The organism is Streptomyces sp. NPDC005866 (assembly GCF_040629895.1).
Lineage (GTDB): Bacteria > Actinomycetota > Actinomycetes > Streptomycetales > Streptomycetaceae > Streptomyces.
In genome coordinates this window covers 17,093-33,224 of record NZ_JBEXWP010000027.1, presented here as the reverse complement: position 1 = coordinate 33,224, position 16,132 = coordinate 17,093, and the positions used below count along the sequence as shown (strand labels likewise).

The window sequence follows — 16,132 nt, the reverse complement described above, 5'->3', positions numbered from 1 at the left end:
GAGCGCTCTCAGTGCTGTGGCAGGGCAGAGCCTAGCGGCTGATCATGGGCAGGTCCATGCCAATGCAGGGGTCAACAAGCGCCCGAGGGAACAGTCATGACGCCTCGCCCGTCATGGTCGAACGCTTTCACCTACGCCCGCGGGGCGTGGGGCCATCCCCGCGGGCCAGGAATGGCCCCACGGGCGCAGGGCGGCCCCACAGTCGGCGACCTGACACGACCTTCCTATAGGTATAATGGTATGACATTAACAGGGCGAGTTGAGGGGGCCTTGGAATGACGGATGGAACGCTCATCGTCGGCGCCAGCCAAGCCGGTATGCAACTGGCGGTCACCCTGCGGCACTTGGGGGATCACGAAGCGATCACCATGGTGGGAGAGGAGATGCATCCGCCGTACCAGCGGCCGCCTCTGTCCAAGGAGTTCCTGACGGGCGCCGCTGACGCCGAGTCCCTTGCCTTCCGTTCACCGTCCTACTACGCCCAGGCCGGAATCGGTCTGGTCAGCGGCGAGCGCGTCACCGCAATCACGCTCTCCCGGTCGGGACAGCCGGGTTCCGGTACCGCGGTCACGGCGAGCGGCCGTACCCTGCCCTTCGACCGGCTGGCCCTGACCGTCGGCGCCGGGCCCCGGCGGCTCGACCTGCCCGGAGCGGACTTGGCCGGCATCTGCCACCTGCGGGACCGCGACGACGCGGCCGACCTGCGGGACCGGCTCGGCACCGCCTCCCACGTCGTGGTCGTCGGCGGCGGCTTCATCGGGCTGGAGGCGGCGGCCGCCGCCCGGGCTCTCGGCAAGGACGTCACCATGGTCGAGGCGACCGAGCGGCTGATGCCGCGCGCCGTGGCACCCGTGGTCTCGGAGTTCTACCGGCGGGCTCACGAGCGGCGCGGCACCCGGGTGCTGTTGTCGGCCGCCGTCGCGGGGTTCGACGGCGTGGCGGGGCGGGTCAGCGGGGTGCGCCTCGCCGACGGCACCGTGCTGCCGTCCGACCTTGTGCTCGTCGGGGTCGGGGCCGTTCCCCGCACGGAACTGGCCGAGCAACTGGGCCTCGAGTGCGATCGCGGCATCGTGGTCGACGCATACGCGCGCACCAGCGATCCCCGCATCTGCGCGGCCGGCGACTGCACCGTGCAGCCCCACCCCATGACAGGACAGGGCAGGGTGCGGCTGGAGTCCGTGCAGAACGCCGTCACGCAGGCCACGGTCGCCGCCGCCTCGCTGCTGGGCAAACCCGCCAGGACGCCCACGGTGCCCTGGTTCTGGTCGTACCAGGGGGATCTCAAGCTGCAGATCGCCGGGTTGTCGGCCGGCTACGACGACTGTGTCGTACGCGGGGAACCGGACAGCGAGCGATTCTCCGTCCTGTACTACCGGCAGGGCGAACTCCTGGCGATCGACGCCGTCAACAGTCCCGCCGACTACATGGCGGTGCGCAAGGCACTCACGCAGGGTGCGACCGTCCCGGCGGGCGTGGCGGCCGACCCCGGCACTCCCCTGAAGACCTTGCTGGTCCCCCGCCCGGACGTGGTGGCATCCCCCTGACGGTCAGTGTGAGAGCAGCTGAGGCGTGCGGCCGCCGGGCCGCACGCCTCCTCTGTCATCACCGACGTTCCAGCCGTCACCGACGTGCCGTCAGATCACTGCCGCCTCCAGCGACTCGGGCGCGAACAGCTGCTCCGGTTCCCACAGCCGTCCGGACAGCCCCTGTTCGTGGTGGTACCGCAGGAATGTCGTCAGCGCCGCTCGGTTGCCGTCAACGCCGTAGGACCAGTAGTCCCCGCCCAACAGGGAGCGCGCCTCCTCCAGTTGGGGCGTCAGCCAGGGCAGCATGAAGCGCAGCGCCGAGGTGTCGTACAGGTTGGCGTACGCCGCCTCCTTGGCCGCCAGCAGCGCCTTGCAGAGCGACTGGGCGACCCACGGGTGGCGGTCGTAGACGTCCCGCCGGATCACCACCACGTGCATGATCGGGAAGATGCCGGTCGCCGCGTAGTACTCCTTCTCGGCGGCGACCACGTCCGGGAACACCCGGCGCACGCGCGGATCCCCGGCGGCGAACGGGCTCGGTACGCGTGGTGTGCACAGGGCGTCGATCTCCCCTTCGGCGAGCATGCGGGCGAGCGTCCGGTCCTCGGGGATGCGGCTGACGCGCAGTGAGTCCGGCAGGTCGACGCCCGCCTTCTCGATGCGGCCGGGGGTCTCCTGGCCGCCGGTGAGGTAGCTGACCGAGTCCACGGGTACCCCGTGCCGGTCGGCGAGGATGCCCCGCATCCACACGCAGGCGGTCAGCTGGTACTCGGGGGTGCCGATCCGCTTGCCGCGCAGGTCCTCGGGGGCGTGGATGCCCGCGTCTGCGTGGCAGTACAGCGAGCCGTGGCGGAACATGCGGGAGGTGAAGACCGGCAGGGCCACGAACGGGCCGGGGTCGGCGCGCAGCGACAGGACGTACGAGGACAGCGACATCTCCGCCACCTCGAACTCCTGGTGCCGCATCATCCGGAAGAAGGTCTCCTCGACCGGCAGCCGAAGATACGTAAGGTCGATGCCGTCGGGGCGGACGGTCCCCTCCTCCAGGGCGCGCGTGCGGTCGTAGTCACCGCAGGCGAAGGTGAGGTGCAGTCTGCTCATGGGTGCCTCTACCTGCCCTGTGCCGTGAGCCGTGCGTCCAGACGCGGGTACACGCGCCGGGCGTTGGCCTCGAAGACCTTGTGCCGCTGCTCGTCGGTGAGCCCGGCCCGGTCGACGTACCGCTTGGTGTCGTCCCAGTCGATGCCGGTCTCCGGGTCGGCGCCGCGCACGGCGCCCAGCATCTCCGAGGCGAACAGGATGTTGTCGGCGCCGACCACCCGGTGCAGCAGGTCGATGCCGGGCTGGTGGTAGACGCAGGTGTCGAAGAAGACGTTGCGCTTCAGATGCTCGGCCGGATCTGGCCGGCCCAGCCGCACGGCCAGCCCGCGGTAGCGGCCCCAGTGGTACGGCACGGCACCGCCGCCGTGCGGGATCACGAACCGCAGCCCCGGGAAGCGGGCGAACAGGTCGCCCTCGACGAACTGCATGAACGCCGAGGTGTCCGCGTTGAGGTAGTGGGCGCCCAGGGCGTGGAAGTTCGGGTTGCAGGACGCCGAGACATGGATCATCGCGGGGACGTCCAGCTCGGCCATCGTCTCGTACAGCGGGAACCAGTAGGGGTCGGTGAGCGGCGGCGAGGTCCAGTAACCGCCGGACGGGTCGGGGTTGAGGTTGCAGCCGACGAAGCCGAGAGTCTCGACGCAGCGGCGCAGTTCGGTGACCGCGTGGTCGAGCGCGCCGCCCGGGGTCTGCGGCAGCTGGCAGACGGCGGCGAAGTTCCGGGGGAACAGTTCCACGACGCGGTGGACCAGGTCGTTGCACACCCGTGCCCACTGCCGTGCGGTGGCCGGGTCCGTTACGTGGTGTTCCATGCCGGACGCCTTGGGCGAGAAGAGCATCAGGTCGCCGCCGCGTTCCCGCAGCAGCTTGAGCTGGTTGTTCTCCACGCTCTCCCGGATTGCTTCGTCGCTGATGGCGGCGGGCGTCGGGGCGGGCAGCGACGGATCCGCAAGGCGGGCCAACTGGGCGTCACGAAATGCCTGGTGCCGCGGCGGCGTGGTGGTGTAGTGCCCGTGGACATCAATGATCATCGGCCGGCCCCCGGTCGACGTAGACGAGGCCCTTGCGTGCGAGCCGCTCCCGCATCGCGTTGACGTCGAGGCCCAGTTCGCCGCTCGCGTAGCGCTCGCGGCTGACGGCCTCCTTCTCCTCCCGGGCACGGGAGGCGGCGAGTACGGTGGCCGCGTCGCGCCGCGGCACGACCACCACACCGTCGTCGTCGGCGACGATCACATCGCCCGGGCCGATCCGCTGACCGGCGCAGACGAGGGGGACGTTGACGTCGCCGAGGGTCTCCTTGACCGTGCCGAGCGCGCTGACGTGGCGTGCCCAGACGGGGAAGCCCATCCGTCGCAGATCCACTACGTCGCGGCAGCCGGCGTCGATGACCAGTCCGCGCACGCCGCGTGCGGCGACCGCGGTGGCGAGCAGGTCGCCGAAGTAGCCGGCCTGGGACGGGGAGGTGGGAGCCACGACGAGGACGTCTCCGTCGCGGCACTGCTCCACCGCGACGTGGATCATCCAGTTGTCGCCGGGCGGCACGCTCACGGTCACGGCGGTGCCGGCGATGTGCGCGCCCGCCCAGACGGGCCGCAGCGCGGGATCGAGGAGCCCGGTGCGCCCCTGGGCCTCGTGGACGGTGGCCACGCCGAATCCGGCGAGGGCGTCCACCGTCGCGGCGTCGGCCCGGTGCGGGTTGCGGACGACGATGCTCATGCCGCCGCCCAGGGCAGCAGGGACACGTGCACGGCGTCCTCGCCGGTCTCGCCACCGACGGTCCGGATGGCGCGGTCGGCCTCGGCGAGCGGGAAGCTGTGGGTGCTGAGCTTCTCCAGCGGGAAGCGGCCCGACGCCAGCTGCTCCAGGGCGAGTTCGCACGAGTGGTAGCTGTGGCCGCGGGCGCTCTTGAGGGCGATCGACTTCTCCGTCAGCTTCTTCATCGGGAAGTCGGGGAAGGCGGCCAGTTCACCCTGGACCACCATCGTGCCCTCGCGCCGCTTGAGCACGTCGATGCCCAGCAGCACGGGCGCGGTGCCGGCACCCGCGGTGCAGTCCAGCACGACGTCGACGCCGCGCCCGCCCGTGAGGTCCATGACGCCGGCCCGCGCGTCCTGACGCGTCACGTCGATCACGTGGTCGGCGCCCAGCTCCCGTGCCAGGGAAAGGCGCGCTGTGTCGCGCGTGGTGCCGGTGACGATGATGAGGGAGGCGCCCGCCTGCTTGCAGGCGACGACCTGGGACAGGCCCTGCTGTCCGGGGCCCTGGATGAGGACGGTCGAGGCGTAGCCGACGCCCGCGGTGATCAGCGCCCACTCGATGCCGTTCGACAACGGCGTGACGAGTCCGGCGAGTTCGGCCGAGACGCCGTCGGGCACGCGGTGTGTCACCGAGTTCCAGGGCAGGTAGAGGTACTGCGCGAAGCCGCCCCACAGGTGGTAGGGGTGGTTCGCCGAGGTGTAGCCGTATCGGCGGGCGTCGGGGTTGGTGCGCCAGTCGGTGGCCTCGCAGTGCCGGTACTCGCCCCGGTGGCACCACTCGCAGCGGTAGCAGCCGACGTAGTGCTCGACGAAGACGCGGTCGCCCTCGGCCAGGCCCTTGCGCTCGGTGAAGGTGCGGCCCGCCTTCGCGATGACACCCACGTTCTCGTGCCCCATGATCACCGGATCCGTGAAGGGCGGCTTGCCGTACATCTTCACGTCGGTGCCGCAGATCCCGGCGACCTCCACCTTCAGCAGGGCTCCGTCGTCGGGTATGTCCGGCATCGGGAACTCCCGCAGTTCGGTCCGGCCGGGCGCCGTTCGTACCGCCGCCAGCACCTGTTCCGCCATGACGTCGTCTCCTCACGTTCGGGGCTGTCCCGCCGGGCAGACAGTGTATGGACTGATGGACTAACCATGCTACCTTCAGGCCATGGATGTACCCCGGCTCAGGACAGTGACCCGCACCCAGGGCAACAACGAGGCGCTGAAGACGGGGGCAGTGACGCCCTACGGCTTCCGGTTCGAGTTCGAGGAAGTGCCCGTACTCGTCCAGGCGTTCCGGCGCATGGTGCGAGAGACGGCGTACGACGTCAGTGAGATGGCGCTGACCACGTACCTGGTGGCGAAGGCGCACGGCGCGCGGTTCACGGCCGTGCCCGTCTTCCTGGTGCGCGGCTTCCACCACGGCGCGATCTTCCATGACCCGTCGTCAGATGTGCGCTCCGTCAGGGACCTTGAGGGCCGCAGGGTCGGCGTGAGCCGGGGCTACACGGTGACCACCGGGGTCTGGGCCCGTGCCGTCCTGCGCGAGGAGTACGGCGTCGACCTCGACAAGGTGACCTGGGTCCTGTCGGGCGACGAGCACGTGGCCGCGTACCGGCCGCCGGCGAACGTCATACCCATGGAGCCGGGACGCTCGCTGGAGAAGATGCTGCTCGACGGCGAACTGGCCGCGGTGATCGGCCCCAGGCCCGAGTCACCGGCCCTCGCCCCGCTGATCCCCGACCCGGAGGAGGCGGGCTTCACCGCCCTGCGCGAGCGGGGGCTGTACCCGATCAACCATCTGATCGTGGTCCGCGACGAACTCCTCGCCGAGCGACCGGAGTTGGCAGGACAGGTGTTCAACGCCTTCGCCCGGTCCAAGCGGCTGTACGTGGACCGGCTGCGTGCGGGCGCGATCGACTCCCCCACCGCCACAGACCTCATGCACCGGCGGGTCATGGAGATCACCCGAGCGGATCCGCTGCCGTACGGGATCGAGCCGAACCGGGCCGTGCTTGAGGAGCTCATGCGTCACGCCGTGGACCAGCGGATCCTCGAACGGCCGCTGCCCATCGAGTCGTTGTTCGCCGTGAGCACTCGCGCGCTGACCGGCTGACCCACGCCCTGGCCCGCCTGCCGAAGGGACACGCATGCGCATCGCCATAGCCGCCGACCACAACGGCTTCGCCCTCAAGGCCCGGCTGGCGGCCTGGCTGACGGCGCACGGACACACCGTCGACGACCGCGGCAGCCACACCGGTGAGACCGTCGACTACCCACCGTTGTGCGCGGACGTCTGCCGGCAGGTCGTCGACGGCGCCGCCGATCGCGGCATCGTCCTCGGCGGGAGCGGGCTCGGGGAGACCATCGCCTGCAACAAGATCCGCGGGATCCGGGCCGGGCTCTGCCACGACCTGTGGAGCACGCGGATCTCCCGCGGCAACAACGACTCCAATGTCCTCGTCCTCGCGGCGAAGGTCCTCGCGCCCGACGCGGCCGAGGGCATCGTCGGGACGTGGCTCGAGACCCCCTTCAACGGCGGCGTGCACGCTCGGCGTCTGGACCAGATCGCCGCGCTGGAGCACGGACCGGCGCGGCCGTGAGAGCGAGCCCGGCCGGGTTTTCCCTCACGGCCGGGCCTCCTGCTCTACGGCTGCTTCCCCGCCCGTGCCAGGAAGTCCAGGATCCGGGCCGGTGCCGTCTCCTCCGTCTGCTCGGCCACCGGCACGTCCCAGTACTCCGTGGTGGGCAGGCACTCCTGCAGGTACCGGGCAGCCGAGGGGGCGTGCGAGGTGTCCTGTCCGGGAACGACGAGCGCCGGTACGTCGAGGCGCAGCAGATCCTCCGGCTCGGGTCCGGGAACCGTGTCCCGGTCGAACAGCAGCCGTGCCGTCCCGGTCACCGCCGCCCGGTAGCGGTCGGGGTCGGTTCGCGCGTAGGCGTCGGCGAACTCCGCGTCGGTGCGGATCACTTGTGCCCAGGGGCCGACGCGGGGGTCCTTGGTGAAGCCCGCCTCCGAGCCGCGCGCCAGGCTGACCACCTGGGCCAGTCCGTGCTCGTCGGCGTAGACCAGGTGATGCCGGAACCTGTCGTGCTGCTTCATCCGGTACTTCACGCCACCGGCCGGCGAATACAGCACCATGCTCAGCACACGCTCCGGACGAGCCACCGCGAGGGCCGCCGCGGTGGAGCAGCCCACGCAGCCGCCCATCAGATGTGCCCGCTCGACACCGAGATGGTCGAGCAGCCCCACCCCCTGCCGGACGTAGTCGGCCCAGGAGATCCGCTCCAGGCGTCCCCCCGACCGGCCGGACTCACGCCGGTCGAAGGTGACGCAGGTGTACTTCTCGGTGAGGCGGTCGAGCAGCCGCAGGCGCCGGTAGAGACCCACCGTGTGCCAGCCCTCCAGGCTGGAGTCGAAGCCGCCGGGCGAGAACATCAGCAGGGGCGGCCCCGAACCCGTGACCTCGTATCGGGTGGGGATTCCGTCGATGACGGCGGTGGGCATGGATCGTGGTCCTTTCTTTCTGCTGCGTCTGCGCGGCGTCGAAGCTCCGGTGGTCAGGTCGCCGGGGGGACGGGGACACCGCCGGCGACCTGGCGTGCCGCTCGCACGTCCGCCGCGTAGGACGTGATCGCGTCGAGCGTGATCCGGGCGACGTTGGCGTAGGTGTCCGGCGGATCGTCGATGGCCGAGGCGGCGTAGCCGATGGCCGCGTGCGCCATGCGCATCCGCCCGTCGAGCCACGGGCCGCCACCGAATCCGCCGACCACCGGGACGGTGACGGCGGCGGCCACGGCTGCGCCGACCACCGGCCCGGAATTGGTGAAGTTCAGCAGGGCGGCGCCGGCCTCCTCGAGCCGCTTCGCCTCCGCAACCATGGCGTCCTTCATCTCCACCGGCACCTGGTCGGCGGCCGACGGAACGGCGCTGTACTCGACGCCGTAACGCAGCGCGGTCTGCGGGGTGATCCCGAACTGGGCGAACACCGGGATGCCGGCGCGGGTGATCGCCGTGACGGCCTCGGGGAAGTCACCGGCCGCGTCCAGCTTGACCATGTCGACCCCGGCTTCCTTGACGAACCGGACGGCCGCGCGCACCGCGCTGTCGGCGCCCTCCTGCAACGGGCCGAACGGGAAGTCGACGCTGACCAGGGCCCGTTGTACTCCCCGGCGTACCGCCCGGGCAACGGTGACCATCTGGTCCATCGTCACTTCGAACGGGTTGGCCTGCCCCCACAGGTTCACGCCCACCGTGTCGCCGACGGAGACGAGGTCGACCCCGGCCCGGTCCACGATGCGCGCCATCTGGTAGTCCCAGGCGACGACGCCGACGATCTTGCGTCCCTCGTCCTTCATCCGCCGCAGGTCGCGCAGGGTGACCTTCTCGGACATGTACGTTCCTCCTCAACCCTGTAGTGCCGTGCCAGGCCGTGTCGGGCACGGCCTAAACCCTCAGTGCCGTGAGCAGTTCCAGGGCGTCGCTCTCGTCGGCGGACAGCAGCAGCACACGGGCGTAGGGCCGCAGGGCCGCGACTGCTTCGTCGGCCTCGTAGCCGTCCCCCATGACCACGCCGGCCGTGGTGATGCCCCGCCGCCCGCAGAGCCGGCCGATCTCGGCCGCGACGCTTCGGCCGGCGTCCTCGGTTGCGAGGACGACGACCACGTCGGTACCGGTGAGGACGTCGTCGAACGGGGCGGCCACGCCGCCGAGTTCGTACAGCAGACCGCCGCCGGGCCACACTCCGCCGACGGTGTAGAAGCGAGCGTGTGCCCACGGCCGGCCGGCCAGGCGGCGCGCGACCGACTCGGCCCGCTCGTCCAGCGCGACGACACGTGCGGCGCGGGCCGGGGCGATCGGTGCGTCGATCCGGAACCGGGACTCGCTCGCCGAGGCCGCTCGGGCACTCTCGCTCAGGTACGGGGTCGCCCTCGTCATGTCACACCGAGGCCTGCGGGACACCGGGGTTCACCTTCACCGCGTCGCGGCAGGAGTCCAGGAACGACTCGGCCTGCGGCAGCACCACCGCCGCGGACCGCACCCGCTGGTGCTCCGGGTCCACACCGGGCGGCGTCACACCCTCGTCGCGCAGCGCGATCGCGGCCTTCCGAAGCTTCTGCCGGGCCTTGACGATGCCGCTGTCGGCGGGGACCAGGCGCTCCTTGCTGCGGTCGACGACGGGGCCCATGCTCTCCTGCAGTGAGGCGTCCTGCATGGCGATGCCGGCCACGCCGGAGTAGGTCTCGCCGCGCTTCTGCGCCGCACGGTCCATCAGGTAGTCGTTGTCCATGTTGGCCACGGGCCGGTAGGTCCCCGGGATGTTCTTGCTGTGGACGCCGTGGCCGTCGGTCATCGCCTGCCGCTCCGCGTCGGTGAGGGCCCGCACGGGGTGGTAGTCGAAGGAGTACGTCCAGCAGTTCTCGTCGTCGATCGGCACCCAGAAGTGGCCGTGCACCGGGTGGTCGCCGCGCGGGGGGACCATCGTGAACGCCGGCATCACCCACGGCGTGATCCGCCAGTAGAAGCTGCCCTCCTCGGCATTGCGCCGCGCGCCGACGAACAGGCCGCCGTCGCTGTCGGCCACCTCGAAGAACGGCTTGGTGTCGTTGAGGTTGTACTCGTTACCCTTGGCGCCCTTGAACAGCGGGTCGCTCTTCAGTCCGCCGGAGTGCAGGAAGCTGACGTGGCTGGAGTCGATGCCGCCCTCGAAGGCCTGCAGCCAGTTGCACTGCTGCCAGCGCTTGGAGGTGTAGGTCTGCTCCGGCGGGACGTGTACCCATTCGAATTCCGGCTGCGGCGGCCGGGTGGCGGCGTCACCCATGTGGGTCCACAGGACGTCGCCTATCTTCACCAGGGGGTACGACGTGAGCTGCACGTTCTGGCAGAAGCTGCTGTTGCCGGCCTCCGAGGGGACCTCCACGCACTGGCCGGTGACGTCGTACTTCCAGCCGTGGTAGGGGCATCGCAGCCCGGAGCCCTCGTTGCGGCCGAACCACAGCGAGGCACCTCGGTGCGCGCAGAACTCGTCGACGAGGCCGTAGCGCCCGTCGCTGTCACGGAAGGCGACCATGCGCTCGGACAGGAGCTTGACACGCACGGGCGGGCAGTCGTTCTCCGGGAGTTCCTCGGCGAGGAGCGCGGGGATCCAGTACTGCCGGAACAGCTCGCCCATCGGCGTCCCCGGACCGGTCTGGGTGAGCAGCTCGTTGATGTCTTTTCTGAGCACGGTCGTTTCCCCTTCAGGTACTGACCCGCCGGCGGGTCGTGGACATCGGTGCTGGACGGTGCGACCCGGAGCCCGGTCAGGGCTGCTGCGGCGGAAGGTCGACGGTGAGCCCCTCGAGTTCACCGGTGATGCGGATCTGGCACGACAGACGGCTGGTGGCACGCCGTTCGGTCACGGCCAGGTCGAGCAGGTCGTCCTCCATGTCGCCGGGCCCGCCCACGAGCGGCGTGAACTGCTCGCGCACCCAGACATGGCAGGTGGCGCAGGACTGGTTGCCGCCGCACTCGGCGACGATCCCGGGAACGCCGTTCCTCACCGCGGCCGCCATGACCGAGTCCCCGACCGCCGCGTCGACGGTGTACTCGGGACCGTCACTGCCGACGAAGATCACCTTGGGCAAGGTCCCTGTTTCCTCTCACGATCGGCGAAAGCTACTGCGAACGGATCGCACGCCACAGGGCCGCGCTCCGTTGTATGGTCTGTCCATTAGACCAGAATGAGCAAAGGCCGAACAAGACTCGGGACGACAGATCACAATCGGCGGTATGCCAACGCTGATTCTGCTTCGCCACGGCGAGAGCGAATGGAACGCCAGGAATCTCTTCACCGGCTGGGCCGACGTCGACCTGACGCCGTTCGGTGAAGAACAGGCTCGGCGCAGTGGTGAGTTACTGCGTGACAACGGCCTCGCGCCTGACGCGGTGCACACCTCGGCCCTGACGCGGGCTGTGCGCACCGCGACCCTCGCCGCCCGGGCCGCGGGCCGCTCCGCGGCGCCGGTCACCCGGCACTGGCGGCTCAACGAACGGCACTACGGGGCCCTGCAGGGCAGGGAGAAGAGCGAGATCCTGCGGGAGTTCGGCGAGGAACGCTACCGGCTCTGGCGTCGCTCGTACGACGCGACACCGCCGCCCCTCGCGGACGGCGGCGCGGGAGACGCGTGGGAGGACCCCCGCTACGCGGCACTGCCCCGCGCCCTCCTGCCGCGCGCCGAGTCGCTCGCCGATGTCACCGCCCGGCTGCTGCCCTGCTGGCACGACGCGATCGTGCCCGACCTGCGGGCCGGCCGGACCCTGCTGGTCGTGGCGCACAGCAACTCCCTGCGGGCCCTGGTCGTGCACCTGGACCGGCTGAGCCACGAGGAGCTGCTCGCCCTGAACATCCCGACCGCCATGCCCCTGCGCTACGACCTCGACCAGAACCTGGTGCCACGCGCGCGAGGCGGCAGGTACCTGGATCCGCGAGCCTCCGCGGCCGCGGCCGAGGTGGCGGACGAGGGCCGCCGGTCATCGCGGCCAAGTCGTTGACGCCCCCACCCGGTGGACTTATGGTTCTACCAATTCTCACCCCCCGCTGCCCCGTCAGCGCACGTTTGTGCCGCAAGAGCCGATCAGGAAGGGCCGCCCATGCCCAAGGACGCGATCGTCGACGACTCCCTGGCGGCGAAGTTCGCCACGGAGAAGGACTCCCCCTACACCCGCTGGGTCGCCGCCGAAGGGCTGGACATCATCGCCGCCCACTACATCCCGGACCTGCGCAGCGTCGAGCTCAAGCCGTGGGCACGGCGCGGCGGCCGGGGAGTGTTCATCAACCATGAGGCGACCAGGACGTCCAACGACTGCTACGTCTGCGAGATCCCCGCGGGCGGCGAGCTGGCCCCGCAGCGGCAACTGTTCGAGGAGATGATCCTCGTTCTCGACGGCCAGGGCTCGACCAGGGTCTGGAACGACTCGGGTGCCGAGGTCAGCTTCGAGTGGCAGGCGGGCTCGATGTTCGCCATCCCGCTCAACGCCCGCCACCAGCACTTCAACGGCTCCGGCCGGAAGGCGGCCCGGTTCGTCTCCTCGACGAACATGCCGCCCGTCCTCAACCTCTACGACGACCCCGACTTCGTCTTCGACACCCCGCGGGACTTCCCGGACCGCTTCAACGGCGAGCCCGACTACTTCTCCCCCAAGGGCGAGCAGAAGGGCCTTCTGCTGGACACCAACTTCGTGGCGGACGCGGTCAACCTGCCGCTGATCGAGGCGAAGGAGCGCGGCGCGGGCGGCGGTCACATCCGCTTCGCGATGGCCAGGGGCTCGATGAACAGCCACATCTCGCAGTTCCCGACGGCGACCTACAAGAAGGGGCACCGGCACGGCCCGGGCGCCCACGTCATCATCCTCTCGGGCGAGGGGTACAGCCTGATGTGGCCGGAGGGCGAGGAGCCCCGCCGCTACGAGTGGGGACCGGGCACACTGATCGTTCCGCCGAACATGTGGTTCCACCAGCACTTCAACACGGGCCAGGAGCCGGGCCGTTACCTCGCCTTCAAGCACGAGGTGGTCTCCGTGCGCAACGCGCAGGGCGTGCCGAAGGCCTGGATCAGCCGCCGTGTCGGCGGCGACCAGATCGACTACGCCGACGAGTCGCCGTATGTGCGCGAGACCTTCCGTGAGGCACTCGCCAAGCACGGGACGGAGCCGCAGATGGACGCCGTCTACGAGGCGGAGCTCGCCACGCTCCCGCCGAAGCCGGAGCAGTACACCACCGCCTGAGCCAGCATGCGGCGTTCGTGAAGGAGCGGGACCGTGCGGCACGCCGAAGGACACAGCCATGACGAGGGGTTGCGCGCGGTCCACCCGCCGTACACCCCCGACCACAACCACAACCACGACCACGACCACGACCACGTGCACGACGACGAGGTGCCCAGGCCGCTGGAGGACCATCCGATCTGGCAGCGGGACAACGTGACGCTGCACAGCGTCGGCATCGACATCGGATCGTCCGGCACCCAGGTCGTCTTCTCGCGGCTGCATCTGCGTCGCATCAGCGAGGACCTGACGAGCCGTTACCTGGTGGTGCGGCGGGACACCCTCCACCGCTCACCGGTGGCGCTCACCCCGTACACCGGCGGCGAGCACATCGACGCGAGTGCCCTCGGGTCGATCATCGACGCCGCCTATCAGGCCGCGGCCGTCGATCCGGCCGCCGTGGACACCGGCGTGGTGATCCTCACCGGCGAGGCGCTGCGCCGCCGCAATGCGCAGGCGATCGCCGGCATCCTGGCCGAGCGCGGAGGCGAACTGGTCACCGCGAGCGCGGGCCACCACATGGAGTCCATGCTGGCGGCCTATGGATCGGGGGCCGCCAAGGTGTCGTACGAGACCGGGCGGCGCATCCTCAACATCGACGTCGGCGGCGGGACCACGAAACTCGCCCTGGTAGACCGGGGACGGATCACGGCGACCGCCGCCCTGCACATCGGCGGGCGCCTGCAGGTGGTCGACGACACCGGCCGCATCACGCGCCTGGAGCCGGCCGGGAGCAGGCACGCGACCCGTGCCGGTTTCGTCTGGAAGTCCGGTGACACCGTCCGAGGTCACGAACTCGACCGGGTGGCGGAGTCGATGGCCGACGCACTGGTCCAGGCGGTCGCCGCGGATCCCGTGCCCGCACATGTCCGCGACCTGTATCTCACCGAGCCCCTGCCGGACCTCGATCAGGTCGACGGAGTGATGTTCTCGGGAGGAGTCGCGGAGTACGTCTACGGGCGCGAGCAGGCGGACTTCGGGGACCTCGGCCGGCGGCTGGGCCACGCGCTGCGCCGGCGGGCGGAGTCGGGCGCGCTGCCGTACCCCCTGCTTGCTCCTGGCGAGTGCATCCGGGCGACGGCATTGGGCGCGTCGGAGCACAGCGTCCAGTTGAGCGGCAACACGGGGTACGTGTCCGACCCCGGGGCATTACTCCCGCGGCGCAACCTGCAGGTGCTCAGGCCGCTCTACGAACTCGGGGAGACAGTCGACGCCCACCTCGTCGAGGTGGCGATCCGGAGGCATCTGGTCGCTCTGGACGTCGCGCAGACCGGTGTGGACATCGTCCTCGCGCTGGCGTGGAGCGGGCCGCCGAGCCACGACAGGCTGCTGCCCTTCGCCCGGGGCATCCGGGACGCGCTCGCCGAGCGCACCGCGCAGGGCAGGCCGCTGTACATCGTGCTGGACGGCGATGTGGCCCTGACGCTGGGCAGGCTGCTGCGGGAGGAACTGGACGTCACCGCGGACCTGTTCGTCGTCGACGGCGTGAGCCTGCGGGACTTCGACTACGTGGACATCGGACGGATCCGTCTGCCGTCGAACACGGTCCCGGTCACGATCAAGTCGCTCGTCTTCGAGCAGGATCCTCGCTGAGGGCCTGCCCGGCAGTCGCACCAGGTAACGATAGCGCAAATCCGAGTCCGATGGTTAGACCATAATACCTCATTTGCTGTTACATACAGGGACCCGATCCCGCAGCCGATCACCGGCCGGCTGACGACTCACGGTCCCCCGCCCGGCCATCGGCGCGACAGCGCACCCTCCCCCACTTTGCTCTTCTGCTCGGCCCCAGAAGTCGTCCGCCACGTCCAAGGAGTGTGCGATGCGTCAAAGTGCTCTCATCGTCGGCCTGCTGGCCACGGGTCTCGTCCTCACCGGCTGCGGCACGCCTGCCACGGGTACGGCCGGCTCCGCGCCGGACACCAACCCCTACGCCCGGTACGAGACGTTCACGGGCCAGCAACGCACGCGCGCTCTGCTGGCCGACGCCCGGAAGGAGGGAGGGGAGCTGGACCTGTATACATCCAACACCGACATCCAGGACCTGGTCGACGGGTTCGAGAAGGCGTACCCAGGGCTCAAGGTCCAGACCTTCCGGGCCAACTCCGAGACCGTCCTGCAGCGCACGCTGCAGGAGAACCAGGCGAACAAGCCGCACAACGACGTCATCGACACCAACGACCTCGAACTGCGGGCGCTCGACTCGCAGCACCTGCTGCACCCCTACCACGGCCCCGCAGAGGCCGGGCTGAAGGACGCCGCCAGGCACCTCGGTGGATGGACCGCCGAGCGGTTCAACGCCTTCGTCGTCGGCTGGAACACCAGCCGGGTGAAGAAGGGGGAGGAACCCAGGTCCTTCAGCGACCTCGCAGACCCGAAGTGGAAGGGCGAACTCTCCATGGAGGTCGGCGACTGGGACTGGTACGCGTCCCTCCACACGTACCTGACCGAGAAGAAGGGCATGTCCCCCGAGGCCGTGGACGCCCTCTTCCGGAAGGTCGCCGCCAACGCCGAGGTGACCAAGGGTCACACCGTCCAGGGCCAACTGCTCGGAGCGGGCCAGTTCGCCGTCGCCCTGTCCGTCTACAGCCACACCGTCGACAAGGCGGCGCGACAGGGCGCGCCCGTGGCCTGGCGACCGGCCGTCGAGCCGGTGATCCTGCGCCCCAACGGCGTGGCACTCATGACCCGCCCGAGCCACCCCGCCGCGGCGCTGCTGTGGACCGACTGGGTCCTCAGCGACGGTCAGAAGATCATCGCGGACTCCCTGCGCATCCCCGCGGCCAAGAGCGTGCCGGGTGCCAAGGACCCGATCCCGGCCGGCATCACCACCTACAGCGTCTCGAAGACAGCCGAGACCGACACCAAGAAGTGGAACGCCGCCTACGACGCCCTGTTGCGCGGCGTCCCGGCGGCGGGCTGAACGTACACACCTTTTCGCATCTCTTCCAGGAGAG

16 protein-coding genes are annotated in these 16,132 nt (G+C 70.2%); 7 read left to right on the top strand and 9 right to left on the bottom strand.

The window, feature by feature from the left end; all coding sequences use genetic code 11:
• Window positions 1–275 precede the first annotated feature (275 nt).
• Complete coding sequence (locus ABZ396_RS32170) at window positions 276–1,544, top strand: FAD-dependent oxidoreductase (RefSeq protein ID WP_358918459.1); 1,269 nt, start codon at window positions 276–278, stop codon at window positions 1,542–1,544.
• A 90-nt stretch (window positions 1,545–1,634) separates the two neighbouring features.
• Here ABZ396_RS32170 and ABZ396_RS32165 read toward each other — a convergent pair whose 3' ends face one another.
• Genes ABZ396_RS32165 through ABZ396_RS32150 form a run of 4 tightly spaced genes read right to left on the bottom strand, consistent with a single transcriptional unit; the run spans window position 1,635 to window position 5,455 of the window.
• The gene (locus ABZ396_RS32165) at window positions 1,635–2,627 is read right to left on the bottom strand and encodes an ABC transporter substrate-binding protein (RefSeq protein WP_358918460.1); all 993 of its coding nucleotides are present in this window, start codon (window positions 2,625–2,627) and stop codon (window positions 1,635–1,637) included.
• Between the two features lie 8 nt (window positions 2,628–2,635).
• Window positions 2,636–3,658, bottom strand: a complete 1,023-nt coding sequence (locus ABZ396_RS32160) for an amidohydrolase family protein (protein ID WP_358918462.1) — start codon at window positions 3,656–3,658, stop codon at window positions 2,636–2,638.
• On the bottom strand, window positions 3,648–4,343 hold the full coding sequence (locus ABZ396_RS32155) for a 4-carboxy-4-hydroxy-2-oxoadipate aldolase/oxaloacetate decarboxylase (protein ID WP_358918463.1): 696 nt from the start codon (window positions 4,341–4,343) through the stop codon (window positions 3,648–3,650). The genes ABZ396_RS32160 and ABZ396_RS32155 overlap by 11 nt, the downstream gene beginning before the upstream one ends.
• On the bottom strand, window positions 4,340–5,455 hold the full coding sequence (locus ABZ396_RS32150) for a zinc-binding dehydrogenase (RefSeq protein WP_358918464.1): 1,116 nt from the start codon (window positions 5,453–5,455) through the stop codon (window positions 4,340–4,342). Before ABZ396_RS32150 ends, ABZ396_RS32155 begins: the two co-directional genes overlap by 4 nt.
• Before the next feature lie 82 nt (window positions 5,456–5,537).
• Between ABZ396_RS32150 and ABZ396_RS32145 the strand changes: the two genes are divergently transcribed.
• Both ABZ396_RS32145 and ABZ396_RS32140 read left to right on the top strand, forming a co-directional pair.
• The gene (locus ABZ396_RS32145; RefSeq protein WP_358918465.1) at window positions 5,538–6,485 is read left to right on the top strand and encodes an ABC transporter substrate-binding protein; all 948 of its coding nucleotides are present in this window, start codon (window positions 5,538–5,540) and stop codon (window positions 6,483–6,485) included.
• 34 nt (window positions 6,486–6,519) lie between these two features.
• The gene (locus tag ABZ396_RS32140) at window positions 6,520–6,972 is read left to right on the top strand and encodes an RpiB/LacA/LacB family sugar-phosphate isomerase (protein ID WP_358918467.1); all 453 of its coding nucleotides are present in this window, start codon (window positions 6,520–6,522) and stop codon (window positions 6,970–6,972) included.
• Between the two features lie 44 nt (window positions 6,973–7,016).
• Here ABZ396_RS32140 and ABZ396_RS32135 read toward each other — a convergent pair whose 3' ends face one another.
• The 5 genes from ABZ396_RS32135 to ABZ396_RS32115 form a co-directional block, all read right to left on the bottom strand.
• Window positions 7,017–7,877: an alpha/beta hydrolase gene (locus ABZ396_RS32135; RefSeq protein WP_358918469.1), complete on the bottom strand. Its 861-nt coding sequence runs from the start codon at window positions 7,875–7,877 to the stop codon at window positions 7,017–7,019.
• Window positions 7,878–7,930: 53 nt separating this feature from the next.
• The gene (locus tag ABZ396_RS32130) at window positions 7,931–8,764 is read right to left on the bottom strand and encodes a 3-methyl-2-oxobutanoate hydroxymethyltransferase (protein ID WP_358918471.1); all 834 of its coding nucleotides are present in this window, start codon (window positions 8,762–8,764) and stop codon (window positions 7,931–7,933) included.
• A gap of 52 nt (window positions 8,765–8,816) precedes the next feature.
• Window positions 8,817–9,308 (bottom strand): 3-methyl-2-oxobutanoate hydroxymethyltransferase, encoded by a 492-nt coding sequence (locus ABZ396_RS32125; protein WP_358918472.1) that lies wholly within the window; start codon window positions 9,306–9,308, stop codon window positions 8,817–8,819.
• 1 nt (window position 9,309) lies between these two features.
• On the bottom strand, window positions 9,310–10,596 hold the full coding sequence (locus tag ABZ396_RS32120; RefSeq protein WP_358918474.1) for an aromatic ring-hydroxylating dioxygenase subunit alpha: 1,287 nt from the start codon (window positions 10,594–10,596) through the stop codon (window positions 9,310–9,312).
• Window positions 10,597–10,672: 76 nt separating this feature from the next.
• Entirely contained in the window at window positions 10,673–10,987 is a 315-nt protein-coding gene (locus ABZ396_RS32115; protein WP_358918511.1) for a 2Fe-2S iron-sulfur cluster-binding protein, read from the bottom strand.
• Window positions 10,988–11,141: 154 nt separating this feature from the next.
• On the opposite strand from ABZ396_RS32115, the gene ABZ396_RS32110 reads away from it, so the two are divergent.
• The 4 genes from ABZ396_RS32110 (at window position 11,142) to ABZ396_RS32095 (ending at window position 16,098) form a co-directional block, all read left to right on the top strand.
• A complete protein-coding gene (locus tag ABZ396_RS32110) occupies window positions 11,142–11,903 on the top strand; it encodes a 2,3-bisphosphoglycerate-dependent phosphoglycerate mutase (RefSeq protein WP_358918476.1) in 762 nt (253 codons plus the stop codon).
• A 99-nt stretch (window positions 11,904–12,002) separates the two neighbouring features.
• Window positions 12,003–13,136, top strand: coding sequence for an ethanolamine ammonia lyase-activating protein (locus ABZ396_RS32105; RefSeq protein WP_358918477.1), 1,134 nt, complete (start codon window positions 12,003–12,005; stop codon window positions 13,134–13,136).
• A 33-nt stretch (window positions 13,137–13,169) separates the two neighbouring features.
• The gene (locus tag ABZ396_RS32100) at window positions 13,170–14,768 is read left to right on the top strand and encodes an ethanolamine ammonia-lyase reactivating factor EutA (protein ID WP_358918479.1); all 1,599 of its coding nucleotides are present in this window, start codon (window positions 13,170–13,172) and stop codon (window positions 14,766–14,768) included.
• Window positions 14,769–14,997: 229 nt separating this feature from the next.
• Entirely contained in the window at window positions 14,998–16,098 is a 1,101-nt protein-coding gene (locus ABZ396_RS32095) for an extracellular solute-binding protein (RefSeq protein WP_358918480.1), read from the top strand.
• Window positions 16,099–16,132 lie beyond the last annotated feature (34 nt).

Bases quoted from the DNA above. Each gene is read 5' to 3' on its own strand.
- ABZ396_RS32150 (WP_358918464.1), bottom strand. From the start codon at position 5,455: ATGGCGGAACAGGTGCTGGCGGCGGTACGAACGGCGCCCGGCCGGACC.
- ABZ396_RS32105 (WP_358918477.1), top strand. From the start codon at position 12,003: ATGCCCAAGGACGCGATCGTCGACGACTCCCTGGCGGCGAAGTTCGCC.
- ABZ396_RS32110 (WP_358918476.1), top strand. From the start codon at position 11,142: ATGCCAACGCTGATTCTGCTTCGCCACGGCGAGAGCGAATGGAACGCC.
- ABZ396_RS32130 (WP_358918471.1), bottom strand. From the start codon at position 8,764: ATGTCCGAGAAGGTCACCCTGCGCGACCTGCGGCGGATGAAGGACGAG.
- ABZ396_RS32170 (WP_358918459.1), top strand. From the start codon at position 276: ATGACGGATGGAACGCTCATCGTCGGCGCCAGCCAAGCCGGTATGCAA.
- ABZ396_RS32160 (WP_358918462.1), bottom strand. From the start codon at position 3,658: ATGATCATTGATGTCCACGGGCACTACACCACCACGCCGCCGCGGCAC.
- ABZ396_RS32155 (WP_358918463.1), bottom strand. From the start codon at position 4,343: ATGAGCATCGTCGTCCGCAACCCGCACCGGGCCGACGCCGCGACGGTG.
- ABZ396_RS32140 (WP_358918467.1), top strand. From the start codon at position 6,520: ATGCGCATCGCCATAGCCGCCGACCACAACGGCTTCGCCCTCAAGGCC.
- ABZ396_RS32095 (WP_358918480.1), top strand. From the start codon at position 14,998: ATGCGTCAAAGTGCTCTCATCGTCGGCCTGCTGGCCACGGGTCTCGTC.
- ABZ396_RS32135 (WP_358918469.1), bottom strand. From the start codon at position 7,877: ATGCCCACCGCCGTCATCGACGGAATCCCCACCCGATACGAGGTCACG.
- ABZ396_RS32145 (WP_358918465.1), top strand. From the start codon at position 5,538: ATGGATGTACCCCGGCTCAGGACAGTGACCCGCACCCAGGGCAACAAC.
- ABZ396_RS32125 (WP_358918472.1), bottom strand. From the start codon at position 9,308: ATGACGAGGGCGACCCCGTACCTGAGCGAGAGTGCCCGAGCGGCCTCG.
- ABZ396_RS32165 (WP_358918460.1), bottom strand. From the start codon at position 2,627: ATGAGCAGACTGCACCTCACCTTCGCCTGCGGTGACTACGACCGCACG.